General features: G+C 71.8%; 24 protein-coding genes. 8 read left to right on the top strand and 16 right to left on the bottom strand.

Annotated elements, in window-relative coordinates; genetic code table 11:
- Positions 1–116 precede the first annotated feature (116 nt).
- Positions 117–1,175 carry a tRNA (adenosine(37)-N6)-threonylcarbamoyltransferase complex transferase subunit TsaD gene (tsaD, locus tag AB3X52_RS03760; RefSeq protein ID WP_367991441.1) on the bottom strand — a complete coding sequence of 353 codons (1,059 nt, stop codon included), beginning with the start codon at positions 1,173–1,175 and terminating at the stop codon, positions 117–119.
- Between the two features lie 122 nt (positions 1,176–1,297).
- On the opposite strand from tsaD, the gene AB3X52_RS03755 reads away from it, so the two are divergent.
- On the top strand, positions 1,298–3,019 hold the full coding sequence (locus AB3X52_RS03755; RefSeq protein WP_367991440.1) for an HAD family acid phosphatase: 1,722 nt from the start codon (positions 1,298–1,300) through the stop codon (positions 3,017–3,019).
- Positions 3,020–3,315: 296 nt separating this feature from the next.
- On the opposite strand, the gene rimI is transcribed toward AB3X52_RS03755, so the two are convergent.
- From rimI to glmS, 8 genes are read right to left on the bottom strand one after another with little or no spacing between them, the layout of a single operon-like run.
- A complete protein-coding gene (gene rimI / locus AB3X52_RS03750; protein WP_367991439.1) occupies positions 3,316–3,795 on the bottom strand; it encodes a ribosomal protein S18-alanine N-acetyltransferase in 480 nt (159 codons plus the stop codon).
- Positions 3,792–4,442 carry a tRNA (adenosine(37)-N6)-threonylcarbamoyltransferase complex dimerization subunit type 1 TsaB gene (gene tsaB, locus AB3X52_RS03745; protein ID WP_367991438.1) on the bottom strand — a complete coding sequence of 217 codons (651 nt, stop codon included), beginning with the start codon at positions 4,440–4,442 and terminating at the stop codon, positions 3,792–3,794. The genes rimI and tsaB overlap by 4 nt, the downstream gene beginning before the upstream one ends.
- Positions 4,442–5,386: a tRNA (adenosine(37)-N6)-threonylcarbamoyltransferase complex ATPase subunit type 1 TsaE gene (gene tsaE, locus AB3X52_RS03740; RefSeq protein ID WP_367991437.1), complete on the bottom strand. Its 945-nt coding sequence runs from the start codon at positions 5,384–5,386 to the stop codon at positions 4,442–4,444. The genes tsaB and tsaE overlap by 1 nt, the downstream gene beginning before the upstream one ends.
- A gap of 5 nt (positions 5,387–5,391) precedes the next feature.
- Positions 5,392–6,474 carry an alpha/beta fold hydrolase gene (locus AB3X52_RS03735; protein ID WP_367991436.1) on the bottom strand — a complete coding sequence of 361 codons (1,083 nt, stop codon included), beginning with the start codon at positions 6,472–6,474 and terminating at the stop codon, positions 5,392–5,394.
- Positions 6,471–7,619 carry an alanine racemase gene (alr, locus tag AB3X52_RS03730; protein WP_367991435.1) on the bottom strand — a complete coding sequence of 383 codons (1,149 nt, stop codon included), beginning with the start codon at positions 7,617–7,619 and terminating at the stop codon, positions 6,471–6,473. Before alr ends, AB3X52_RS03735 begins: the two co-directional genes overlap by 4 nt.
- 30 nt (positions 7,620–7,649) lie before the next feature.
- Entirely contained in the window at positions 7,650–9,053 is a 1,404-nt protein-coding gene (locus AB3X52_RS03725; RefSeq protein ID WP_367991434.1) for an NAD(P)H-hydrate epimerase, read from the bottom strand.
- 40 nt (positions 9,054–9,093) lie between these two features.
- Positions 9,094–9,447: a holo-ACP synthase gene (locus tag AB3X52_RS03720; RefSeq protein WP_367991433.1), complete on the bottom strand. Its 354-nt coding sequence runs from the start codon at positions 9,445–9,447 to the stop codon at positions 9,094–9,096.
- Positions 9,448–9,457: 10 nt separating this feature from the next.
- Entirely contained in the window at positions 9,458–11,329 is a 1,872-nt protein-coding gene (glmS, locus tag AB3X52_RS03715; RefSeq protein ID WP_367991432.1) for a glutamine--fructose-6-phosphate transaminase (isomerizing), read from the bottom strand.
- 66 nt (positions 11,330–11,395) lie between these two features.
- Here glmS and coaA point away from each other — a divergent pair, with 66 nt between their 5' ends.
- A complete protein-coding gene (coaA, locus tag AB3X52_RS03710; protein ID WP_367991431.1) occupies positions 11,396–12,364 on the top strand; it encodes a type I pantothenate kinase in 969 nt (322 codons plus the stop codon).
- Positions 12,365–12,410: 46 nt separating this feature from the next.
- Here the strand turns inward: coaA and AB3X52_RS03705 are convergent, their stop codons facing one another.
- The 5 genes from AB3X52_RS03705 to AB3X52_RS03685 all read right to left on the bottom strand — a co-directional run bounded on the left by AB3X52_RS03705 (position 12,411) and on the right by AB3X52_RS03685 (position 16,070).
- Entirely contained in the window at positions 12,411–12,992 is a 582-nt protein-coding gene (locus AB3X52_RS03705) for a DUF8017 domain-containing protein (protein ID WP_367991430.1), read from the bottom strand.
- Between the two features lie 20 nt (positions 12,993–13,012).
- Positions 13,013–14,362 carry a phosphoglucosamine mutase gene (gene glmM / locus AB3X52_RS03700; protein ID WP_367991429.1) on the bottom strand — a complete coding sequence of 450 codons (1,350 nt, stop codon included), beginning with the start codon at positions 14,360–14,362 and terminating at the stop codon, positions 13,013–13,015.
- Positions 14,363–14,377: 15 nt separating this feature from the next.
- Entirely contained in the window at positions 14,378–14,887 is a 510-nt protein-coding gene (gene rpsI, locus AB3X52_RS03695; RefSeq protein WP_367991428.1) for a 30S ribosomal protein S9, read from the bottom strand.
- Between the two features lie 17 nt (positions 14,888–14,904).
- Complete coding sequence (rplM, locus tag AB3X52_RS03690; RefSeq protein ID WP_367991427.1) at positions 14,905–15,348, bottom strand: 50S ribosomal protein L13; 444 nt, start codon at positions 15,346–15,348, stop codon at positions 14,905–14,907.
- A 269-nt stretch (positions 15,349–15,617) separates the two neighbouring features.
- Positions 15,618–16,070, bottom strand: coding sequence for a hypothetical protein (locus AB3X52_RS03685; protein ID WP_367991426.1), 453 nt, complete (start codon positions 16,068–16,070; stop codon positions 15,618–15,620).
- A 224-nt stretch (positions 16,071–16,294) separates the two neighbouring features.
- On the opposite strand from AB3X52_RS03685, the gene rocD reads away from it, so the two are divergent.
- Entirely contained in the window at positions 16,295–17,557 is a 1,263-nt protein-coding gene (gene rocD, locus AB3X52_RS03680) for an ornithine--oxo-acid transaminase (RefSeq protein ID WP_367991425.1), read from the top strand.
- A gap of 11 nt (positions 17,558–17,568) precedes the next feature.
- Here the strand turns inward: rocD and galT are convergent, their stop codons facing one another.
- Positions 17,569–18,681, bottom strand: coding sequence for a galactose-1-phosphate uridylyltransferase (gene galT, locus AB3X52_RS03675; RefSeq protein WP_367991424.1), 1,113 nt, complete (start codon positions 18,679–18,681; stop codon positions 17,569–17,571).
- 9 nt (positions 18,682–18,690) lie between these two features.
- Positions 18,691–19,287: a TetR/AcrR family transcriptional regulator gene (locus AB3X52_RS03670; protein WP_367991423.1), complete on the bottom strand. Its 597-nt coding sequence runs from the start codon at positions 19,285–19,287 to the stop codon at positions 18,691–18,693.
- A gap of 49 nt (positions 19,288–19,336) precedes the next feature.
- Between AB3X52_RS03670 and AB3X52_RS03665 the strand changes: the two genes are divergently transcribed.
- The 5 genes from AB3X52_RS03665 to AB3X52_RS03645 all read left to right on the top strand — a co-directional run bounded on the left by AB3X52_RS03665 (position 19,337) and on the right by AB3X52_RS03645 (position 24,377).
- Positions 19,337–20,887: a flavin-containing monooxygenase gene (locus AB3X52_RS03665; protein WP_367991422.1), complete on the top strand. Its 1,551-nt coding sequence runs from the start codon at positions 19,337–19,339 to the stop codon at positions 20,885–20,887.
- On the top strand, positions 20,884–21,720 hold the full coding sequence (locus tag AB3X52_RS03660; protein WP_367991421.1) for an SDR family NAD(P)-dependent oxidoreductase: 837 nt from the start codon (positions 20,884–20,886) through the stop codon (positions 21,718–21,720). Before AB3X52_RS03665 ends, AB3X52_RS03660 begins: the two co-directional genes overlap by 4 nt.
- 21 nt (positions 21,721–21,741) lie before the next feature.
- Entirely contained in the window at positions 21,742–22,290 is a 549-nt protein-coding gene (locus AB3X52_RS03655; protein WP_367991420.1) for a DUF402 domain-containing protein, read from the top strand.
- 68 nt (positions 22,291–22,358) lie between these two features.
- Positions 22,359–23,663, top strand: coding sequence for a citrate synthase (locus AB3X52_RS03650; protein ID WP_367991419.1), 1,305 nt, complete (start codon positions 22,359–22,361; stop codon positions 23,661–23,663).
- 105 nt (positions 23,664–23,768) lie between these two features.
- Positions 23,769–24,377, top strand: coding sequence for an HAD family hydrolase (locus AB3X52_RS03645; RefSeq protein WP_367991418.1), 609 nt, complete (start codon positions 23,769–23,771; stop codon positions 24,375–24,377).
- Positions 24,378–24,397: the final 20 nt, after the last annotated feature.

Raw genomic sequence — 24,397 nt, 5'->3', positions numbered from 1 at the left:
AAGGAGGCCTCCCGGCCCCACCGGGTCACCGACCTGGTCCTTGCGTTGACCGCCGGCGCCGTCGCCGAGAGGATCAGCCCGGCCCCGTCTACGCGGGTTTTCCGACCGCCCGGCGGTCAGACCAGGACGCTGGTGATCGGCTGCGAGGAGTCGGCCGGCAGGTCGAGCGTCGACGGCGTGCGCCCGCGGGCGACCATCTCGGCCCCCAGCGCCGCGACCATCGCGCCGTTGTCGGTGCACAGCCCGGGCCGCGGCACGCGGACCCGGATGCCGAGCCGCTCGGCGCGCTCCTCGGCCAGCACGCGGAGACGACTGTTGGCGGCGACACCGCCCCCGATGACGATGTCCTCGATCCCCTCCGAGGACGCGGCGTCGAGGGCCTTCTGGACGAGGACGTCGCAGACCGCCTCCTGGAAGCTGGCCGCGACGTCGGCGACCGGCACCTCCTCACCGGCGCGCTGCTTCGCCTCGACCCAGCGCGAGACGGCGGTCTTGAGGCCGGAGAAGGAGAAGTCGAACCGGTGGCGCTCGAGATCACGCCTGCTGGTGAGGCCGCGGGGGAAGTCGATGGCGATCGAGCTGCCCGAGGTGGCGGTCCGGTCGATCACGGGGCCGCCGGGGAACCCGAGACCGAGCAGCCGGGCGACCTTGTCGAACGCCTCCCCTGCGGCGTCGTCGATCGTGGCGCCCATCGGCTCGACGCCTCGGGTGACGTCGGTGACCCTCAACAGGCTGGAGTGACCGCCGGAGACGAGCATCGCCAGGCAGGGCTCCGGCAGCGGCCCGTGCTGGAGCTGGTCGACGGCGACGTGCGAGGCCAGGTGGTTGACGCCGTACAACGGCTTCCCCAGCCCGAGCGCGAGCGCCTTCGCCGCCGCGACGCCGACGAGCAGGGCGCCGGCCAGACCCGGGCCGGCCGTCACCGCGACGGCATCGACGTCGTGGAGCCTGATGCCGGCGGTCTCGCAGGCCCGCTCCAGCGTCGGCACCATCGCCTCGAGGTGGGCGCGGCTCGCCACCTCGGGTACGACGCCGCCGTACCGCGCATGCTCGTCGACGCTGCTCGCCACCGCGTCGGCCAGGAGCGTGCGGCCACGGACGACGCCGACCCCCGTCTCGTCGCAGGAGGTCTCGATCCCGAGGACGAGGGGCCCGGCAGCGTCGGTGGTCGGCATGCTCCCATTGTGCCGGGCACGGGGTGAGCGCCCCTGACCCGGCCAGGGGTCCCTTGTGGGGTCGCGGCGCGCGGCCATAGGTTCCTGATGCGTTCTCGATCGCCGTCCATCCGGGAGACACCATGAACCGTTCGGGCATCATCGCCGCCACCGCGGCCGCCCTTCTCACCGGCGGCCTGCTCGCGGGCACCAGCCCCGCCGAGGCCCGCCAGAGCGATACGGCACACCACCGCACGCCGGCACCGCCGGCCCATCGCCAGCCCGCCCACCAGAGCCGGCTCGCGCCCAAGACCCACTTCACGATGGTGGTCGACCAGGCCACCGGCGCCGTCGCCTCGCCCACGAGCGGCGAGGACATCCCCAACATCGACTCGGTGAAGTCGACGATCCGCACCTACTACGGCGCCTACAAGGGACCGGACCCGACCGGTCAGGCATCGGGGCAGATCTACCTGCCGAACCTCACCACGTCGCCGTACGCCGCCAACGTGCGCCGCATCGAGCGTCGCATCCTCCAGGCACTCCCCGTCCGGCACCGCGCGCACCAGGCGGTCGTCTTCGACGTCGACGCCACCCTGCTCCTCGACTACGCCTTCGAGGAGGCCACCAACTTCAACTACGACCCGACCGTCAACAACACCTGGGTCATGGACGAGGCGTTCCCGGCAGTCCCGGGCATGCCGCGGCTGCTGCGGACCATCAAGGCGCGCGGCTACGACCTCTACGGCATCACCGGCCGCCCCTTCACGCAGGAGGACGCGACCGTCGCGAACCTCACCGCCCAGGGCTTCACCCGGGACGGGACAGCCTCGGGGACGCCGCTGTTCGACGACGACAACCTCTACACGAAGTGGAACACCGCGGACCCGAGCGCCAAGCCGGCCTACATCGGTGACTGCACGCTCTCCCTGACCTGCAACACCGTCGAATACAAGGCGAACACCCGCAAGCACATCGAGCAGGACCTCGGCGACACGGTCGTCATGAACGTCGGCGACCAGTGGAGCGACCTCGAAGGCGGGTACGCCGCGCGCGACACCAAGATCCCGAACCCGACGTACTTCCTCGCCGCGGCCGACATCGCCGGCGCGCCCCGGAGCGACCGGCGCATGGTGCCGCCGACGGAATACACGATGGCGCCCGACGGCTCCAGCGGCGCGCGGGTGCGCAGCGGTGACGACATCCCGAACCTCGACCCGCTGCGCAAGGAGATCCGCGCCTACGAGAACGCGCCGACCGGCATCGCCGACAAGACCTCCTCGCCCTACATCTCGCAGATGGCGCGGCTGGTCCGGCAGTGGCAGCCGCGACTCGTCTCCGAGTGTCAGCGGCTCGCCGCCCGTGGTCAGCGGCCCGCGATCGTCTTCGACGCCGACGACACCACGCTGTGGACCTACGACATGGAGGACGGGGCGATGAAGTTCAGCTATGACCCCGCGCTCCAGGACCAGTGGGTGCAGGACGAGCGCTTCCCCGCCACGCCGTCGATGGTCGGCCTCGAGACGGCGATCGCCGCGGCCGGCTGCACCCCGATCGGTCTGACCGGGCGCAACGACGCGCAGAAGGACGCGACCCTCGGGAACCTCGCCAAGGTCGGCTACGTCGGCTTCACGCCCGCGACCTACTACACGAAGTGGGCCAGCGGCGGCACTCCGCCGGCCTACATCGACTGCGGCACCGACGACACCTGCTCCACCATCGAGTACAAGTCGCAGACCCGCAGGCACGTCGTGGCGCAGGGCTACCGGATCGTCGCGAACTTCGGCGACCAGTACTCCGACCTCATCGGCGGGTACGCCGAACATGCCGTCAAGCTGCCCAACCCGACGTACTACCTGCCGTGATCCTGCGGCCGTGATCCTGCGGCCGTGGCGGAAGCGCGGTGAGCGTCCGGCCCCGGGGGCGGGGGGCTTCGCCGGCGAGCTGCGGCGCGCCCGGGCCGCCCAGTGGGCCGAGCGGACCAGCTGGAGCGGCTCGAGGGGGCCGGCGCGAGCTCGGCGCGGGCCGGTCCGAACAGAATTCTGTTCGGACCGGTCAGTCCGCTCCGGCGACGGCCCACCACCGGGGCAGTGCCTGTTCGCGGGGAAAGGGGTCTGTGGGATCGCACAGCGACGCCCAGAGCCCCCGAACAGATTTCCGTTCAGCCGACCGTGAGGTCCAGCGCGAGGACGATCGCGGTGGAGCCGTCGCGGTAGTACCGGTCACGCCGGTCGATCTCGGCGAACCCGGCCCTGCGATAGAACGCGAGCGCCGGCTGGTTCTGCTCGCGCACCTCGAGCAGCAGGCGCTCGGCGTCCGCGTCACGGCAGAGCGCGACGGTGGCATCGAGAAGCGCGGTCGCGAGCCCGCGACGACGCGCCGTCTCGGCCACGGCGATGCGCTGCAGCTCCGCGATCTCGTAGACGACGCTGATGATCGCGTGGCCCACCACGGCGCCATCCGGGGCGGCGACGAGCACACGCACCGTCGGCATGTGCCCGTCGACGGCGAGACGGAGGTAGTCGGCCGTCCACTCGTCCCCCGGGAACGACTCCAGCTCGAGCTGCACCAGCGCGTCGACGTCGTCGAGGGTCGCCGTGCGGACGCCCGCGGCGACACCGCTCATCTCGACGTCGCTCACCGTGACGCCGGTCCTTGGGAAGACCGCGCCGCCTGCTCCACCGCGTCCGGGCGCCGGAGGTAGAGCGGCTCCGGGTCGACGATCTCCACCAGCTCCTCGACGACGGCACGGCCGAGCCAGCCGGCGCTGGGCCGGGTCGGGCCGACGGCGTTCGGAAACGCATCGGGATAGAGCACCGCCCCCTCCCCGACCACCGGCGCGGACGTCGCGACGTCGGCCGGCCGCGCGACGGCCGGACCCTCGAGACGCCGCCCGTCGCCGTCGTACGACGCCAGGTAGACCTCCTTCCGACGCGCGTCCGTGGCCACCACGAACGGCGCGTCGACGAGGCCGCGGGCGCTGGCCTCAACGGCGAGGGCGTCGAGGGAGCAGACTGCGTAGACGGGGAGGTCGAGGACGAACCCGAGCGTGCGCGCGGTGACGAGCCCGACCCGCAGCCCGGTGAAGGGTCCGGGGCCGGCGCCGACGGCGACCGCGGTGAGGTCCTGCCGGACGATCCCTGCCTGGCCCATCACCGCCTCGATCAGCGGTGCGAGCTGCTCGCCGTGCTTCATGGCACGCTCGGAGGCGAGCTCGGCGACGACCGTGCCCTCATCGAGGAGCGCGGCGGTGACCTGCGGCGTCGCGGTGTCGAAGGCGAGGAGCATCAGACGAGGTCCTCCAGAGTGAAGTCGTGCCAACGGGGGCCGACCGGCGTGATCTCGACCCGGCGCGGGTCGAGCTCCCCGGTCAGCTCGTCGACGGTGAGCGCGCGGACGATCCGGATCTCCAGGCGCGAGTCGGAGAGCCCCTCGGCCAGTCCCTCGCCCCACTCGACGACGGTGACCGCGTCGTCGAGATCGGTGTCGAGGTCGAGGTCGTCGAGCTCGTCGAAGCCGCCCAGGCGGTAGGCGTCGACGTGGACCAGCTCCGGGCCGCCCACCTCGGAGGGGTGGACGCGCGCGATGACGAAGGTCGGCGAGGTGATCCCCCCGCGGACGCCGAGCCCGGCGCCCAGCCCCTGGGTGAACGTGGTCTTGCCGGCGCCGAGCTCCCCGGTCAGGACCAGCAGGTCACCGGCATGCAGCTGCGGCGCGAGGCGTCGGCCGAGTTCCTGCATGTGCTCGGGGTCGGGGACCTCGAGCACGTGGGTGCGCAGCGGACGGTGCATCCGGACATGCGGTGAGGTGCGGCCGATCTCGCGGAAGCCCTGCCGCTCCCAGAACCGCACCGTGCGCGGCAGCTCCTCGCGGGCGACCACGGCGAGGTCCTCGAGCCCGGCCTCGGCGGCGAAGCCGACCGCGGCGTCGACCATCCGGTGGGCGATGCCGTGGCCCTGCTGGCCGGGCAGGACGGCGAACCGGCGCAGCCACATCGTCGGGCCGACCGGGTCGAGCACGACCGTGCCGACCGGCGCGCCGTGCAGGCGCGCGAGCACGCCGCCGTACGCCGCCAGGTGGTCCTTCATCGTCGCCTCGGTCTCGAGGAGCGCGTCGGCGGGCGGGTCGAGCGGGGGCCGCTCGGAGAACGCGGCGAGGACGATCGCCAGGACCTCGGCGGCCGCCTCGGGACCGACCTTCTCGACGCTCAGCTCAGGGTTCGCTGCGGGCATGGGCGTCAGGCCGACTCGACGTGGCGGGTGGCGGCGAGCAGCTGGTCGAGCGCGGCGTTGACCTGACCGTGGCGCTCGAGGATGACCATGTGACCCGCGCCCTCGCACTCCAGCAATGTCGAACCCGGGATGCGGGCATGCAGCTTGCGGCTGTGGCCGATGCTGGTGAGCTTGTCGGCGGTGCCGCAGATGATGGTGGTCGGGACGTTGCCGAGCGCGGCAACGTGGTCGAACTTGTCGAGCGCCCGGAAGCTCGGGAAGAACTCCGCGACGACCTCGAACGGCGTGTCCGAGAGCATCTCGTCGACGAACTCGACGTACGCCGCCGGCACCTCGTCGCCGAATGCGAACGCGTCGGTGGCGACGGTGGCGATCGACCGCCCGATGCGGCGTACGCCGTCGACGGCCCGGTGACCCCGTGCGAGCGTGCGGATCGCGCCGTGGGTGAGGCTGCCGCTGATCTTCGCCGGCACGACCGGCATCAGCAGCCGCCCCGGGTCGAGACCACCGGCGGTGGTCGAGATGAGCGCGGTGCCGACGATCCGGCCGCCCTGCTCGAGCGGGGCGAAGAGCTCAGGGTGTTGCTCGGCGAGCGCCACGATCGTCATGCCGCCCATCGAGTGTCCGACGAGCACGATCGGCCCCTCGGGCACGACCGCCTCGAGCACGTCGAGCAGGTCCTCGCCGAGCTGGTCGATGGTCGCGTTGGTGAGCGGCGACCGGCCGCTGCGGCCGTGGCTGCGCTGGTCGTAGTAGACCGAGCGGACGAGCCCGCGGAACGCGGTCCGTTGGAAGTGCCAGCAGTCGAGGTTGAGGGCGTATCCGTGCACGAAGACCAGCGTCACCTCGGATGTCGGGCGCCCGGTCCCGTCGACCTCGTCGACCTCGACGTGGAGCGGCACGCCGTCGGAGGTGACGACGGTGTGCGGGCAGGAGTGCAGCGAGCCGAACGCGGTGGGGTCGCTCGGACGCGCGTCGATCACCCGGCGTCGACGGCTCACCGTCACCGCGGCCCGCGCGGCACCGCCGACCGCCGCCGCGGCCACGGCCCCTGCGGTCACGCCCGCGATCCGGCCGGCGAGGCTCATCGACGGTCCTCGTGGTCCGCGCGGGAGCGGTCGCTGTCGACGTACCGCCGGGTCATGCGTCCTCCGATCCTGGTGACGATCTCGTAGGAGATCGTCTCACTCGCCACCGCCCAGTCATCGGCCGTGGGCTCACCGTGCGTGCCGGGCCCCCAGAGCAGCACCTCGTCGCCGGGAGCGGGGTGGTCGCCGCCGAGGTCGACGACGAACTGGTCCATGCAGATCCGGCCCCGCACCGGGCGGCGCTCGCCGCCGACCAGCACCTCGGCGCGGTTGCCGGCGTGGCGCAGGATGCCCTCGGCGTACCCGACGGGGACGAGGCCCAGCGTCGTCGGCCGGTCGGCGGTCCAGGTGTGGTTGTAGGACACCTGCGCCCCCGCCTCGACGTCCTTGACGAGCGCCAGGTCGGCGCGCACCGTCATCGCCGGGACGAGGCCGAGGTCGGGACTGAGGCCGGGGGCGGGGTCGAGGCCGTACGTCGCCAGGCCGCAGCGCACCAGGTCGAACCGGCTGCTCGGCCGCAGCAGCGCGGCCGCAGAGTTGGCGAGGTGACGCACCTCGGGGCGCAGACCGGCCTCGGCGGCGAGGTCGAGCGCCTCGCGGAAGACCTTCTCCTGGGCCTCGTTGGCCGGGTCGTCGGGCTCCTCGCTGGAGCTGAAGTGGGACCAGATCCCGCTGATCCTCGCGAGTCCGGCGAGCTCGAGCCCACGGGCCCGCTCGACCAGCGCCGGCCACTGCGCCGGGGTCGCCCCGCCGCGGGAGAGCCCGGTATCGATCTTGAGCTGCACCCGCGGGCGTACGTCGATCGCGCGCGCGACGTCGGCGAGACGGTCCAGGTCGGCGAGCGTGTAGGCCGTGACGTCGATGCCGTGCCGGACCGCCGGGGTCGGGTCCTCGGCCGGGACGAGCAGCCAGCACAGCAGTCGCCCGGTGTCACCCGCCTCGCGCAGGGCGAGCGCCTCGTCGAGCGAGGCCACGCCCAGCCACTCGGCGCCGCCCTCGCGCGCTGCCCGCGCCGCCTCGACCAGCCCGTGGCCGTAGCCGTCGGCCTTCACGACCGCCATCACCGGCACGCCCACGTGGCGCCGCAGCAGGCCCACGTTGTGCCTGATCGCGGCGACGTCGACGACGATCTCGGCGCGGCTCATGGGTCCAGTGTCCCATCCGCGCCGCAAGCATCACGGCAGGCCACGGACGACGGCGGGGATCGCGCGAGCCACGTCACCCGCCGTGATCGGCCCGTCCTGGGCGGCCAGGGTCGCCGCGGCGCCGTGGAGCCACGCCCCGACCGAGGCTGCGTCGTAGGCCGTGAGGCCCGCGGCGAGCAGCGCACCGACCAGCCCGCCGAGGACGTCGCCGGCACCCGCCGTGGCCAGCCACGGCGTGCCGGTGGTGTTGACCCGGGCGCGTCCGTCCGGTCGCGCGATGAGCGTGCGCCGTCCCTTGAGGAGTACGACGGCGTCGTACTGTCGCGCGGCGGCGAGCGCGGCAGCGTACGGCCGCGCCTCGACCTCGGTCCGCTCGGTCGGCCCGGACGCGCGGCTGAGCATGCCGGCGAGCTCGCCCGCGTGGGGCGTGAGGACCGTAGGGACGGGCAGGGGGCCGGTCACGTGGGCGAGTGCGTCGGCGTCCACGACGACCGGGACGCCGTCCTCGACCGCCGCGGCGAGCTCCTCTCCGGCGTGCTCGCCGCCACCGGAGCCGACCACCCACGCCTGCACCCGGCCGGGTCCGACGACGGCCGGGTGGTGCTGCTTGACGGCATCGGCTGCGCTGCCGACGTAGCGGACCATCCCGACGAGGCCGGTGTCGGCGCCGGCCGCGGAGAGCAGGGCGGCACCGGGGTAGGTGGCACTGCCGACGCGCAGGCCGACGACGCCGCGGGTGTACTTCTGCGCGTCCGCGGGTGGGCGCGGCAGCAGCGCCGCCACGTCGTGCGCCTGCAGGCTCTCCAACGGCGCGGGCGGCAGGTCGACGCCGAGGTCCACGAGCTGGACGGCGCCGCAGGCGCGGGCCGCGGGGTCGAGCAGGTGGCACGGCTTGTGGGTGCCGAACGTGACCGTCAGGTCCGCCGTCACGTGGCTTCCCGGCACCTCTCCCGTGTCGACATCGACGCCGCTCGGGGTGTCCACCGCCACGACCGGGACCCCGGCCAGTGCCGCCAGCGCCGCCTCCGCGTCCGGACGCAGTCCCGGCGTGCCGCCGATCCCGACGATCCCGTCCACCACGACATCGGGTTGTGAGTGCCAGCGCGGCCCCTGGGCCTCGCTGGCACTCACAACCCGACCGCCCGCCGCCCGGAGCGCGGCGATCCCGCCCTCGTGGGCGCGCGCGGACAGCAGCCACGCCTCGACGCCGGCGCCTCGGCGGGCGAGCAGCGCGCCGGCGTACAACGCATCGCCGCCGTTGTCCCCGCTGCCCACGAGCAGCACGACGCGTCGACCGTAGGCCCCGCCGAGCAGGTCGATGACGGCGTATGCCAGTCCGGTGGCGGCCCGCTGCATCAACGTCCCCTCGGGAAGCGTCGCCATCAGCGCGGCCTCCGCCGCCCGGACCTGCTCGACCGTGTGTGCCCGCCTCATGGGGACATCGTGCCCGAGGCGGTGAGGGACCAGCGCTTCCCTAGCCCTCGAGGACCACCATGGCGGACGCGACGCCGGCGTCGTGGGAGAGCGAGAGGTGGACGGAGCCGACACCGAGGTCGTCGGCGCGGGCACGGACCGTGCCGCGGATCTCGAAGCGCGGCCGACCGGTGTCCTCCGAGACGACCTCGGCGTCGTGCCACGCCATCCCCTGGGGCGCGCCGAGGGCCTTGGCGAGGGCCTCCTTCGCGGCGAACCGCGCCGCGAGCGAGGCCGGCGGACGCGCCGCCTCCTGGAGCGTGAACAGCCGCTCCCGCAGGCCAGGCGTACGCGCCAGCGACTCCTCGAAACGGTCGATGTCGCACACGTCGATCCCGACGCCGATCACCCCCACCCCGGGCCCCTCACTCCACCGTGACGGACTTGGCCAGGTTGCGCGGCTGGTCGACGTCGTACCCGAGCGCGGTGGCGAGCTCGCAGGCGAAGAGCTGGAGAGGTACGACGGCGACCAGCGGCTGCAGCAGGACCGGGACGCGCGGCAGTCGGATGAGCTCGTCGGCGTAGGGCGCGACCTGCTCGTCGCCCTCCTCGGCCAGGCAGAGGGTGCGCGCGCCCCGGGCACGGACCTCCTGGATGCCCGACAGCATCTTGTCGTGCAGCTGGTCGCGGCCGCGGGGCGGGACCACGCAGAGCACCGGCAGGCCCTCCTCGACGAGTGCGATCGGGCCGTGCTTGAGCTCCCCCGCCGCGAAGCCCTCGGCATGGAGATAGGCGAGCTCCTTGAGCTTGAGCGCCCCCTCGAGCGCGACCGGGTATCCGGCGTGGCGGCCGAGGAAGAGCACGGAGCGGCTCTGGACGTGCTCTCGCGCGAGCGCGTAGACGTCGGGTGCCAGCGCCAGCACCTTCTCGATCTGCTCGGGCATCGCCTCGAGCTGGCCGAGGACCTGGTCGATCTCGTCGCCGAACCGGGTGCCCTTCACCTGGGCGAGGTAGAGCGCGAGCAGGTAGCAGGCCACCAGCTGGGTCAGGAACCCCTTGGTGGAGGCGACCCCGATCTCCGGGCCGGCGTGGGTGTAGATCACCGCGTCCGACTCGCGCGGGATCGTCGAGCCGTTGGTGTTGCAGATCGCGAGCACCTTCGACCGCTGGGTGCGGGCGTGGCGGATCGCCTGCAGCGTGTCGGCGGTCTCCCCGGACTGGGAGATGGCGACGACGAGAGTGGAGTAGTCGAGGATCGGGTCGCGGTAGCGGAACTCCGACGCCAGCTCGACCTCGACCGGGATGCGGCACCAGTGCTCGATGGCGTACTTCGCGACCATGCCGGCATAGAACGACGTGCCGCAGGCGATGATGATGATCTTGGTGATGTCGCGCAGCTCCTGGTCGGAGAGACGCATCTCGTCGAGCTGCAGCCGTCCGTCGACGCCGCGCCGCCCGAGCAGCGAGTCGGCGACCGCCCGCGGCTGCTCGAAGATCTCCTTCCGCATGAACCAGTCGTGGCCGTCCTTCTCGGCGGCCGAGAGGTCCCAGTCGACGTGGTAGCGGCGGCCCTGCGCCGGCGTACCGTCGAAGGTCGTGATCTCGGCGCCGTCCCGGGTGATCGTGACGACCTGGTCCTGACCGAGCTCGAGCGCCTCGCGGGTGAACTCGATGAAGGCCGCGACGTCGGAGCCGAGGAAGCTCTCCCCCTCCCCCAGCCCGACGACGAGCGGGCTGTTGCGCCGGGCCGCGACGACCCGCGAGCCGTCACGGGCGTCCGCGGCGACGAGCGTGAAGGCGCCCTCGAGCCGGCGGCAGACCCGCTGCATCGCGGTGGTCAGGTCGTGGCCGGCCTCGACCTCGAGCTCGAGCAGGTGCGCGGCCACCTCCGTGTCGGTCTCGGACCGCAGCACGTGGCCGTCCGCCTCGAGCCGGTCGCGCAGCTCGGCGAAGTTCTCGATGATGCCGTTGTGGACCAGCGCCACCCGGCCACGCTCGCCGAGGTGGGGATGCGCGTTGGCGTCGTTGGGCTGCCCATGGGTCGCCCAGCGGGTGTGGCCGATGCCGGTCGTCGCCGGCGGCAGCGGCGTCGCGGCGAGCGCCTTCTCGAGGTTGGCGAGCTTGCCGGCCCGCTTCTGCACCGCATTCTCCCCGAACGCAGCCCCGTCGTCGCCCGCGTCGGACGCGACGATCGCGATCCCCGCGGAGTCGTAGCCGCGGTACTCCAGTCGCCGCAGCCCCTCGATCACGACCTGCTGCGCCGGCCGCTCGCCGACATATCCCACGATCCCGCACATGGGGGCTGATCTTACGTGCGGGGGGCTCTCCGGCACGGGAGGGCCGCGTAGGCAACAATCGAGCCCATGTCTTCCCACGGCCCGGGCGGTGACGAGCGTGAGGCCTCGCCGTACGTCGAGCTCGACCGCGAGGCGTGGGCCAAGCTGGCCCACGAGACCGTCAGCCCGCTGACCGCCGAGGAGATCCGGCGGCTGCAGGGCCTCGGCGACCGGATCGACCTCACCGAGGTCGAGGAGGTCTACCTCCCGCTCAGCCGCCTCGTCAGCCTGTACGTCGGGGCCGCCGGCCAGCTCCACCGCCAGCAGGAGGCGTTCCTCCACCAGGAGATGCCGGCCCGCACGCCGTTCGTGATCGGCGTCGCCGGGTCCGTCGCCGTCGGGAAGTCCACGACCGCACGCGTCCTGCAGCAGATGCTCGCGCACTGGCCCGAGCACCCCAACGTGGCGCTGGTGACGACCGACGGCTGGCTCTATCCCAACGCCGAGCTCGAGCGGCGCGGGCTCATGGAGCGGAAGGGCTTCCCGGAGTCCTACGACCGGCGTGCCCTGCTCAAGTTCGTGGTCGACATCAAGTCGGGGAAGGACGAGGTCGAGGCGCCGACGTACTCCCACCTCGTCTACGACGTCATCCCCGACGAGAAGGTCGTCATCAAGCGGCCCGACATCCTCATCGTCGAGGGACTCAACGTCCTCCAGCCCGCCCGCGCCCGCGCCGACGGCACCACCGGCCTCGGCCTCTCCGACTTCTTCGACTTCTCCGTCTACGTCGACGCGGGCACCAGCCACATCAAGGACTGGTACGTCGAGCGCTTCCTGCGCCTGCGCGAGACGGCGTTCCAGGACCCGTCGTCGTACTTCAGCAAGTACGCCGCCCTCTCCCGCGACGAGGCCGTCGCCCGCGCATCGGAGATCTGGGACTCGATCAACGGCCCCAACCTGGTCCAGAACGTCCTTCCCACCCGCTCGCGGGCCACGCTCGTGCTCCGCAAGGCCCGCGACCACTCGGTCCGCTACGTGCGCCTCCGCAAGCTCTGACGCGCACTCCTCACAACTCGCGCGTCCATTCCTCGCGACTCGCGCCTCATTCCTCGCAGCTCGCGCAGCGGAGGGAGGCCAGGACGGCCTCGGCCTTGCTGGTCGGGAGGGCGCCCTCGACGTCGATGTCACGCACCAGGATGAGGGCCTGGTCGCCGTCGGCGACCACGGTGAGGTGCTCGCGCGGCGGGTTGCACGGGCCGGTCGGCACGCGGAGATCGGCATCGGCACGGCCTGGCCCGGACGCGACCACCGTGACCGGGCCGACCGAGGAGCCGTCGATCCGGTCGCGGGTGATGGCGACGCCCCAGCGTTGCGCGATCTGGCGCGCCGTGCGGCCCTCGCGGTCGACGAAGCCGGCGAAGGCCCGGCTGCTGTGCGCGGCCGCCGCGCACCAGTCCTCGCGGTAGACCGCCGGGCCGAGGACGCCGACGCCGGCGGCGTACTCGATCGTGTAGTCGGGTGGCGCGATCCGCCAGTCCTCGTCGGGCACCGTCGCCCGGACCCCGGCGCCACGCAGCACCAACGGGTCCGGGTCGCGCAGCACGACCGCCGCCGCCGACGTCCCGACGACGGCGAGCGCGGCGACGATCCCGAGGACCCAGGCGAAGGAGCGGAGGGCGGCCACGCCGGTGGCCTACCCGCCGATCACAGGCTCAAACGCGCGCGTACGACGTCGGCCAGCCGCTCCGCGACCGACTGGGCCTCCTCGTGGCTGGGCGCCTCGACCATGACCCGGACGAGGTTCTCCGTGCCGGACGGGCGCAGCAGCACGCGACCCTGGCCACCGAGCGCCGCCTCCTCCGCAGCGACCGCCGCGAGGACGCCGTCGTCCGCGCCGCACCTGCCCTTGTCGACGTCGGCGACGTTGACAAGCACCTGCGGCAGCCGCACCACGGCGCCGGCGAGCTCGGCGAGGGACTTCCCGGTCGCGATCATCCGCTGGAGGACGTGGAGCGCCGTGAGGGTCCCGTCACCGGTGGTGGCGTGGTCGCTCAGGATGATGTGGCCCGACTGCTCCCCGCCGATGGCGTAGCCGTGGGCGCGCATCTCCTCGAGGACGTAGCGGTCGCCGACGCTGGTCTGTCGCACCCTGATGCCGGCCGCCTGCATCGCCTGCAGGAAGCCGAGGTTGCTCATGACCGTGACGACGACGGTGTCGTCGGGGAGCCGCCCGGACTCGGCGAGGTCGAGCGCGAGGATGGCGATGAGCTGGTCGCCGTCGACGAGGTTGCCCTGCGCGTCCACGGCCAGGCAGCGGTCGGCATCGCCGTCGAAGGCGAAGCCCACGTCGGCGTTGTGCTCGAGCACCGCCTTCTGCAGCGCCTCGGGATGGGTCGAGCCCGACCCGTCGTTGATGGTCAGCCCGTTCGGGTCGTCGTGGATCGCGATCACGGTGGCGCCCGCGTTGGTGAGCGCGAGCGGACCGCTCACCGAGGCGGCGCCGTCGGCGCAGTCCACGACGACCTTCAGCCCGGCGAGCGGACGGGTCAGCGTGGCGACCAAGTAGCCGACGTACTCCTCCACCGCGGTCTCACGCGCGCTGATCCGGCCGACGTCGGCGCCGGTGGGTCGCTGCCACGGCTGGCCGAGGCGGGCCTGGATGCGGTCCTCGAGCGCGTCGTCGAGCTTGAGCCCACCGCGCTGGAGGAACTTGATGCCGTTGTCGGGCATCGGATTGTGGGACGCCGTGATCACGACGCCGAGGTCGGCGTCGAGGGCACCGGTGAGATAGGCGATGCCCGGGGTCGGGATGACGCCGAGGTCGATGACATCGACGCCGGCCGAGGCGAGACCCGCGGCGACGGCGGCTTGGAGGAACTCCCCCGAGATGCGCGGGTCACGGCCGACGACCGCGACCGGCTTGCGGTCGCGGAAGCCGCCTTCCTCGGTCAGGACGAGGGCTGCAGACGACGCGAGGTCCAGGGCCAGGGCGGCGGTGAGGATCTCACCGTTCGCCCGGCCCCGGACCCCGTCCGTGCCAAAGAGGCGTGCCATGCGGCAGCAGCCAGATCAGCGCTTGCTGAACTGCGAGGCCTTGCGGGCCTTCTTGAGCCCGGCCTTCTTGCGCTCGACGACGCGGGCGTCGCGGGTGAGCAGGCCGGCCTTCTTCAGGGTCGGGCGGTTGGCCTCGACGTCGACGTCGTTGAGCGCACGGGCCACGCCGAGACGCAGCGCGCCGGCCTGGCCGGCGATGCCGCCGCCGTGGATGCGGGCGATGACGTCGAAGCGGCCCTCGAGCTGCAGGGCGGCGAACGGCTCGTTCGCGACCTGGCGGTGCAGCGCGTTCGGGAAGTAGTCCTCGAGCTTGCGGCCGTTGATGGTCCACACGCCGGTGCCGGGCACGATGCGGACGCGGGCGACGGCCTCCTTGCGGCGGCCGGTGGCGGCGGCGGGCGCGATGGTCGCCGGGCGAGCCGGGGTGTCGGCCGACGGGGCGCTCTCCGAGGTGTAGGCGACGCCCTGCTCGTCGGTCTGGAAGGTCTCCTCGACCTCTCCTGAGACAGCAGTGTTCTCAGTCATCTCGTTGTTCTCCTGGCTCACTGGGCGATCTGCTTGATCTCGAACGGAACGGCCTTCTGGGCCTGGTGGGGGTGCGTCGGGCCGCTGTAGACCTTGAGCTTCTTGATCATCTGCCGACCGAGCTTGTTCTTCGGGAGCATGCCCCACACAGCCTTCTCGATCGCCTTGCGAGCGTCCTTGTCGAGGACCTCGCCGATCGGGGTGGCCGTCAGACCGCCCGGGTAGCCCGAGTGGCGGTAGGCGAGCTTCTTGGTGGCCTTGTCGCCGGAGAGGGAGACCTTCTCGGCGTTGACGACGATGACGAAGTCACCGGTGTCCGCGTTCGGGGCGAAGATCGCCTTGTGCTTGCCGCGGAGGAGGTTGGCGACCTGGACAGCGAGGCGACCGAGACGGACGTCCTCAGCGTCGATGACGTACCAGGCGCGCTCGACGTCGCCCGGCTTGGGAGCGTAGGTACGCACGTGTGCCTTCTTCGTTCGTTGGTCCCGGCCGGCGGTCGCCGACCGGGTGGTACTGCTCGTGGCTTCTGACGAACACGGCCCGGCTTGCCCCACCGGCCTCGCGGCCGGTGGTCATCCGGATCTGCGCCCTCACCGTGCGCCCACGAACGGACGCAGCGAGACGCGGCAGGAGTCACGACCGCACAAGATTACGAGCCCGGCCACGGGAGGGTCAAAACGCTGGCGCCGGGCCGAGCGGAACAGAGAGGAAGGCGTACGTCGCCGGCGGCTCAGCTGTTGGTGCCGCTGCTCCCCGTGGCACTGCCGCCGTCCTGTGCCCCCGAGCCCGGCTGGCCGCTCGACTGGCCGCTCGACTGACCGCCCGACTGGCCCGGGACGCCGTCGTACTGACCCCGGAAGCGACCATCGAACCCGCCGCCGAACTGCCCTTGTCCGGGCGCGACGTTGCCGAGCTGCCCGCGCTGAGGGCCCTGCACACTGTCATCACCCCCGCCGGCGAGCGCCATGATCCCCGCGCCTGCGGCACCGCCGAGGATGACGCCGGCGGCGCCGACCGCCAGGACGCTGCGCAGCCCGAAGAGCCGGTCTCGCAGCCGCCGCTTCGTCGGCGGCGGTCCGTAGGCGGCGACAGCGGGGGTCGACGGTCCGTCGACATACGGCCCGCCTGCGGGCGGGAGATGACCTGGCGGCGGGTACGTCGGTGGGGCGATCTGCTCGGTCATGCCTCCGAGGCTGCGCCCTTCGGCTGTGCGCACGCTGTGCCCGACCTACGCAGGCCCCGAGAAGCAGTTCCCCGACGGCCGGCGGAACGGCTGACGGAGAGCGGGCACAGGGATCGCTGACCGGCGAAGGCACCCAGTCCGCCGTACGACGGCGTAGGCTGGCCACACGACCGAATTGTCCGACAATCCGACGATGCCAGCGCGCCGACAGCGAGGAGACCGCGATGACCCTGCTCGACCAGCAGACCGCCCCGGCCGGGACGGCCGCCGCAGGCCCCCGGAGCACGCCCCACACCGCCGCGCTGGTCGCGGCCGCCGAGGCCCGGACCGCGCACAACTACCACCCGCTGCCGGTCGTCGTGGCGGAGGCTGCCGGGGCCTGGATGACGGATGTGGACGGCCGGCGCTACCTCGACATGCTGGCGGGCTACAGCGCGCTCAACTTCGGCCACGCCCACCCGACCCTGGTCGCCGCCGCCCAGGCGCAGCTCGACCGACTCACCCTCACCAGCCGCGCCTTCGTCCACGACCGGTTCGCGGAGTTCACCGCCAGGCTCGCCGATCTGTGCGGCAAGGACCTGGTCCTGCCGATGAACACCGGCGCCGAGGCGGTCGAGACCGCGATCAAGGTCGCCCGGAAGTGGGGCTACGAGGTGAAGGGCGTCCCCGACGACCGCGCCGAGATCATCGTCATGTCGGGCAACTTCCACGGACGCACCACGACGATCGTGAGCTTCTCCGACGACCCGGACGCCCACGACGGCTTCGGCCCCTTCACCCCCGGCTTCACGCTCGTCCCGTACGGCGACCTGGCAGCGGTCGAAGCCGCGCTCACGCCCCGGACGGTGGCGGTGCTCGTCGAGCCCATCCAGGGTGAGGCCGGGGTGATCATCCCGCCCGCGGGCTACCTACGAGGCCTGCGAGACCTCTGCACGCGGGAGAGCGTGCTGCTCGCCTGCGACGAGATCCAGTCCGGTCTCGGCCGCACGGGCCGCACCTTCGCCTCCGACCACGAGGGCGTCGTTCCTGACCTCTACGTGCTCGGCAAGGCCCTGGGCGGGGGCATCGTGCCCGTCTCCGCGGTCGTCGCCGACCGCGACGTGCTGGGCGTGCTGAGGCCGGGCCAGCACGGCTCCACCTTCGGTGGCAACCCGCTCGCGTGCGCGGTCGGCGTCGGCGTACTCGACCTGCTCGAGCCCGGGGACCTCCAGGCCCGGGCGGCCGAACTCGGCGTCCTGCTCCGCGACCGGCTCTCCGCGCTCGTCGGCCACGGGATCTCCGGCTTCCGCAGCCGCGGCCTGTGGGCGGGCGTCGACGTCGACCCGGCCCTCGGCACCGGCCGGGAGGTGTGCGAGGCGCTCATGGCCCGCGGCGTCCTCGCCAAGGACACCCACGGCTCCACGATCCGGCTCGCGCCGCCGCTCGTGGTCTCCGCCGACGACCTGGCGTGGGGGCTCGACCAGCTCGCGGCGGTGGTCGCCGGCTGATCGTCAGCCGGTCACACGGGATCGGCGGCGTCGGCGCGGGCGACCGCGTCGCGCAGCCGCTCGGCCTGCTCCTCGGGCGCCACGTCGGCGATCCAGGCCCCCATCGCCGCCTCGCTGCCGGCGAGGTACTTCAGCTTCGACTCGGCGCGGCGGGGACTGGTGAGCTGGAGGGAGAGCCGGACGCGGTCACGATGGGTGTGGACCGGCGCCTGGTGCCAGCCGGCGATGTAGGGCGTCGGATCGCCGTAGAGGGCGTCGACCCCGCGCAGCAGCCGGAGGTAGAGCCCGGCCAGCTCGTCACGCTGCTCCGTGGACGTCTCGGTGAAGTCGGCGACGTGCTCGTGCGGGAGCAGGTGGACCTCGAGCGGCCAGCGCGCGGCGAAGGGGACGAACGCGGTCCAGTGCCGGCCGGCGAGCACGACCCGCTCCCCCGCGCGCTCGTGGTCGAGCACGTCGGCGAAGAGCGAGGGGCCGTACTCGTCGATCGAGGCCAGGAGCCGCTGGGTCCGCGGCGTGACGTAGGGATAGCCGTAGATCTGACCGTGCGGATGACTCAGGGTGACCCCGATCGCCTCGCCGCGGTTCTCGAACGGGAAGACCTGTGCGATCCCCGGGATCACCGAGAGGGCGGCGGTGCGGTCGGCCCACGCCTCGATCACGGTGCGCGCCCGCGAACGACTGATGGACCCGAAGGATCCCTCGCGCGCCGGGCTGAAGCAGATCACCTCGCAGCGGCCGACCGCCGCGGCCGCACGGCCGAGCCCGAGGCCGGCGAGGGCGTCAGCGGAGTGCGTGTCGCCGGGGTCGGGCCCGAAGGAGGGTGACCGGTTCTCGAAGACCGCGACGTCGTAGGTCGAGGGGACCTCCGACGGGTTGGTCGGGCTCTGGGGCGCGAGCGGGTCGAGCTCGGCCGGCGGGAGGAGCGCACGGTTCTGGCGGGCCGTGGCGACCGAGATCCACTCGCCGGTCAGCACGTCCTGGCGCATCGTCGCAGTGGGCGGCCGGTCGTCGAGGATGCGCCGGTCCGGGGCACGGTCGGGCGGGAGCGTCGTGTCCGCGTCGTCGAAGTAGATCAGCTCGCGTCCGTCGGCCAGGTGGTGGACCCGCTTCGTGATAGCGCTCACCTCAGCAGGCTACGCGGGCAGGGCGCCCATCAGCGCCGGCAGGGACGCCACGAGCAGGTCGAGGAGCTGGTCACGGGTGAGGTCGGTCTCGCCCGCCTTCCAGGCCAGCACCAGCTCCTCGGTCATCGCCTGCCACCCGCGCACCAGCAGGCGCGACGCGGGCGTGTCCGGGACGATCGAGGACCCGATGTCGAAGAACCGCTCCCCCAGTGCCCGGAACGCGTCGTCGTAGACCGCGCGCAGCGCCGGTTCGCTCGCCGCACCGCGCACGAGCGAGAGATAGCCCTCGTAGTTGGCATCGACGAAGTCGACGTACGCCGCCACCGAGTGCAGCAGCTTGGCGATCTCGTCACCCTCGGCGGGCGGCTCGGTCTGGGCGACGAGGTCGTCCGCGGCCCGGCGCACGACCGCCTCACGGAAGGCGACCTTGTCGCCGAAGTAGTGGTAGAGCAGCCCGCGCGAGATGCCGGCCTCCTGGGCGAGGAGATCGATCGAGATCTCGTCGAGCGAGCGGGTGGCGAAGAGGCGGACGCCCAGGTCGAGGAGCTGCTCACGGCGCTGTTGGGGAGACATCCGCGTCCTCGGCCCGCTGCTCGTCGTACTCATGCGCACCATTCTATTGACACTCGTTCAATAAGCAACCTACGGTGTGAGCATGACCACGAGCGACCACACCTTCGTCGACCACCTGATCGTCGGCGCCGGGTTCGGCGGACTGTGCGCCGCGATCAAGCTCGACGAGGACGGCGAGCGTGACTTCGTCGTCGTCGAGAAGGGCTCCGACGTCGGCGGCACCTGGCGTGACAACACCTATCCGGGCGCGGCCTGCGACGTGCCGAGCCAGCTCTACAGCTACTCGTTCGCGCCCAACCCGGACTGGTCGATGAGCTTCTCCCCCCAGCCGGAGATCTGGGCCTACATCAAGCGGGTCGCCGAGGGCTCCGGCGTGCTCGACCGCTTCGTCTTCGACACCGAGGTGGTCAGCGCCGCGTGGGACGACGAGGGTCAGCGCTGGCTGGTCGAGACCCGCGGCCCGGCCGGCGTCCGGACCTATGCCGCCCGGACGGTCATCGCCGGCCCCGGAGCGCTCTCGGAGCCGAGGCTGCCCGACATCGAGGGGATCGACGGCTTCCAGGGCGAGATCTTCCACTCCGCCCGGTGGGACCACGACGTCGACCTCACCGGCAAGCGGGTCGCCATCATCGGGACCGGCGCGAGCGCGATCCAGATCGTGCCCGAGGTGCAGAAGGTCCTGGCCGCGTCGGGCGGCCACCTCGACGTCTACCAGCGCACGGCGCCGTGGGTCATCCCCCGCAACGAGCACCGCTACTCCGGGTTGGAGAAGCTCGCCTTCCGGCACGTTCCCGGGCTGCAGCGCGCGGCGCGCACGGCGATCTACTGGGGCCGCGAGCTCTACGTCCCGGCCTTCACCAAGAACCCGCGGCTCGCCCTGCCGGCGAAGCTCGCCGCGCTGAAGAACATCCGCACGGGCATCAAGGATCCCGAGCTGCGCCAGAAGGTCACGCCGACCTACGAGATCGGCTGCAAGCGGATCCTCATCTCCAACGCCTACTACCCCGCCCTCGACGCCGACAACGTCGACCTGGTCACCGACCGGATCGCCAAGGTCACCGGCAACGCGATCGTCACCGAGGATGCCTCGGGCGCGAGCACGGAGCGAGAGATCGACGTCCTCATCGTCGCCACGGGCTTCTACACGACCGACATGCCGATCGCCCACCGCATCACCGGCCGCACCGGTCGGCTGATGAGCGAACGGTTCGCGGAGACCGGCACGGCGGCGTACAAGGGCACCACGGTGCCCGAGTTCCCCAACTTCTTCTTCGTGGTCGGGCCGAACACCGGCCTGGGTCACTCCTCGATGGTCTTCATCATCGAGTCCCAGGTGCAATACGTCCGCGACGCCATCCGCACGATGCGCGTCAACGACTTCGCGACCGTCGAGCCGACCGAGGAGGCCTTCGCCGCCTGGAACGCCGACATCCAGGAACGGATGAAGCCGACCGTCTGGTCCTCCGGCGGCTGCGCCAGCTGGTACCTCGACGAGCACGGCCGCAACACCACCCTCTGGCCGCGCACGACGTTCGTGTTCCGCGGTCTTCTCCACACCTTCGACGTCGAGAAGTACGTCGTCGCCGCCTCCACGCCCCAGGCGTCCGAGAAGAAGCAGGAAGTGAACGCATGAAGTCCCTCGATGACAAGGTCGTCGTCCTCACCGGCGCCGGGTCGGGCATCGGCCGCGCGCTCGCGGTCGAGCTCGCCCAGCGCGGCGCGCTGCTCGCCCTGTCGGACGTCAACGAGGCGGGCCTGGCCGAGACGGTCGAGCTCGCCAAGCAGGCCGGCGCCAAGGAAGTCCGGTCCGACCGGCTCGACGTCGCCGACCGCGAGGCGTTCACCGCGTACGCCGCCGCGGTGCTCGAGCACTTCGGCCGCGTCAACGTCGTGATCAACAACGCGGGCGTCGCGCTGTCCGGGCGCGTCCAGGACCTCGAGTGGGACGACATCGACTGGATCATCGGGATCGACTTCTGGGGCGTCGTCCACGGCACGAAGCTCTTCCTGCCCGCGATCATCGAGTCCGGCGACGGTCACATCGTCAACATCTCCTCGCTCTTCGGCCTCGTCTCGATGCCCGACCAGTCGTTCTACAACGCCGCGAAGTACGCCGTCCGCGGGTTCACCGAGGCGCTGCGCGAGGAGATCCTCATCGACGGCCACAAGGTCGGCGTCACCGCCGTCCACCCCGGCGGCATCAAGACCTCGGTCGCGCGCTCGGCGCGCTACTCCGCGAAGGACGACGCGTCCGCCTCGGCGAAGTTCTTCGACGAGAAGCTCGCGAAGATGCCGCCCGAGAAGGCCGCGCAGATCATCGTCAAGGGCATCCTCAAGAACCAGGCGCGCGTCCTCGTCGGCCTCGACGCCCACGTGATCCACAACTTCGGCAAGTTCACCGGCTCGCGCTACCAGGACCTCGTGGCCCTCGGCGCGAGGTACGTCATGCCGACCAAGAAGTCCTAGCAGGTGCGGCAGACTGACCCCATGGAGCGCTTCGAGGCCGGCCGTCCCATCACCGTCGCCATGACGAAGTGGGGTGGCCGGCCTCATTGGCACTGGGCGGGGACCTACCTCGGCGCCGACGACGAGGGCGACTGGCTGGGCTATCCCGCCGGGACCCGCTACGCCAAGCCCGGGAAGGCGTTCGACGCGGACTGGGTCTCGGTGGGCCTGGTGCCGCGCCACGACGCCGCCCACCTCACCGTCTTCAACCGTCCGACGGCGACGGGCGACAACCCCGGACCCATCAACGCCGAGATCTACGTCGACATGGCGACGCCGGCGGTCTGGGAGGACACCGTCCTGCGCTCGATCGACCTCGACCTCGACGTCGTCAAGCGCTGGGACGGGGCGGTCGAGATCATCGACCAGGACGAGTTCGAGGAGCACCAGCTCGCCTACGGATACCCGCCCGAGATCATCACGATGGCCGAGGAGTCAGCCGAGCGGGTGTACGACGCGATGAGCAGCGGCCTGGCGCCGTACGCCGGAAGCGCGGAGCGCTGGTTCGCGATCCTCGACTCGCTGGCGTGAGCCGGTGAGTGTCACCGGTCGGGACACCGAGTTCCGTACGACGGGAGCCGAGGGTTACCGTTCAACGTGTGACTGAATCTCTTACCGTGCGCGACAACCGCACCGGGATCGAGTACGACGTCCCGATCGTCGACGGCACCATCCGCGCCTCCGACATCGGGAAGATCAAGGCCGCCGACCCCGCGACAAACGAAGAGGGTCCCGGGCTGGCCGTCTACGACCCCGGCTTCGTCAACACCGCTTCCTGCCGCTCCTCCGTCACCTACATCGACGGCGACAAGGGCATCCTGGAGTACCGCGGTTATCCCATCGAGCAGCTGGCGGAGTCCTCGAGCTTCCTCGAGGTCGCCTACCTGCTGATCCACGGCGACCTGCCCACCAAGGAGCAGTTCGAGCAGTGGGTGCACGAGATCACGTTCCACACGTTCGTGCACGAGAACATCAAGGGCTTCATGCAGGGCTTCCGCTACGACGCCCACCCGATGGGGATGCTGATGGCGTCGGTCGGCGCGATGTCGACCTTCTACCCGGATGCCAGCAACATCATGGACCCGGACAACCGTCACCTGCAGGTCGTCCGGATGATCGCCAAGATGCCGACGCTCGGCGCCTGGTCCTTCCGGCACGCGCAGGGCAAGCCGTACGTCTACCCCGACAACGCGCTGTCCTACACCGAGAACTTCCTCTCGATGCTCTTCAAGATGAGCGAGCCGCGCTACGCCGCGGACGAGCGCATCATCAAGGCGCTCGACACGCTCTTCATCCTCCACGCCGACCACGAGCAGAACGCCTCGGCCAACGCCGTGCGCAGCGTGGGCTCGACCCAGGTCGACCCCTACTCCGCGGTCGCCGCCGGCGTCGGCGCGCTGTTCGGCCCGCTCCACGGCGGCGCCAACGAGGCCGTCCTGCGGATGCTGCGCCGGATCGGGTCGATCGAGAACGTGCCTTCCTTCATCGAGGGCGTCAAGGCCGGCAACGAGCGGCTCATGGGCTTCGGCCACCGGGTCTACAAGAACTACGACCCGCGCGCCAAGCTCATCAAGAAGGCGACCGAGGACGTCTTCGAGGTCACCGGCGTCAACCCGCTCCTCAAGATCGCGCAGGAGCTGGAGAAGATCGCGCTCGAGGACGAGTACTTCGTCAAGCGGCGGCTCTACCCGAACGTCGACTTCTACTCCGGTCTGATCTATGAGGCGCTCCAGATCCCGCCGGAGATGTTCACCGTCCTGTTCGCCATCGGGCGCACCCCCGGCTGGCTCGCGCAGTGGCTCGAGCTCGTCCAGGACAAGGAGCAGAAGATCGCCCGCCCCAAGCAGATCTACACCGGTCAGCGCGGCCTCTCCTTCACCCCGAGCGAGCAGCGCTGGGCGTGACCCCTCAGTGAATCTCGCGTCGTCCAGCGCGTGCGCTCGCAAGGCGGAGGAGGGAGGCGGCCCGGGGTTGGCCGTCGACCGACGACAACGCAGCGAGCGTGCGTGATGGGCGGCGCGAGGGGGGTCGTGTGGGATTTCGGGAATGTCTTGATCGAGTGGGACCCGGTGCCGGCGGTCGCGGCGGGGGTCGGCCAGGAGGAGGCCGTCCGCTTCTTCGCCGGCTTCGACTTCCACACCTGGAACCTCGCCTGCGACGCCGGGCGCAGCTGGGCCGAGGCGCTCGACGAGCTCGAGCGTGAGGCGCCCCAGTGGCTGCCGCACGGCCGCGCCTACGTCGACCACTTCGCGCTCTCCCTCACCGGCCCGGTCGCCGGCACGCACGAGCTCGTCCGGGAGCTCCACGCCGCCGGCGTACGCCAGATCGGGCTGACCAACTGGTCGCACGAGCTCTACCCGCACGCCCCAGCGGCGTACGACGTCGTCGGGCTGCTCGACGACGTCGTGGTCTCGGGCACGGAGCGGCTGGCGAAGCCGGACCCGGCGATCTATCGCCTCGCGGTCGAGCGCGCGGGCCTGCCGGCCGAGCGGCTGGTCTTCGTCGACGACCGACCCGACAACGTCGCGGCCGCGCGCGAGCTGGGCTTGTGCGGGCTCGTCTTCACCGGTGCCGACGAGCTGCGCGCGCGGATGCGTGCCCTCGGGCTCCCTGTCTGAGCACGATCGCTACGCTGCGG

This window comes from Nocardioides eburneus (genome assembly GCF_040838215.1).
In the GTDB taxonomy this organism is placed as follows: domain Bacteria; phylum Actinomycetota; class Actinomycetes; order Propionibacteriales; family Nocardioidaceae; genus Nocardioides; species Nocardioides eburneus.
Note: the sequence above shows the minus strand (reverse complement) of the source record. Positions and strands in the feature narration are given on the sequence as shown.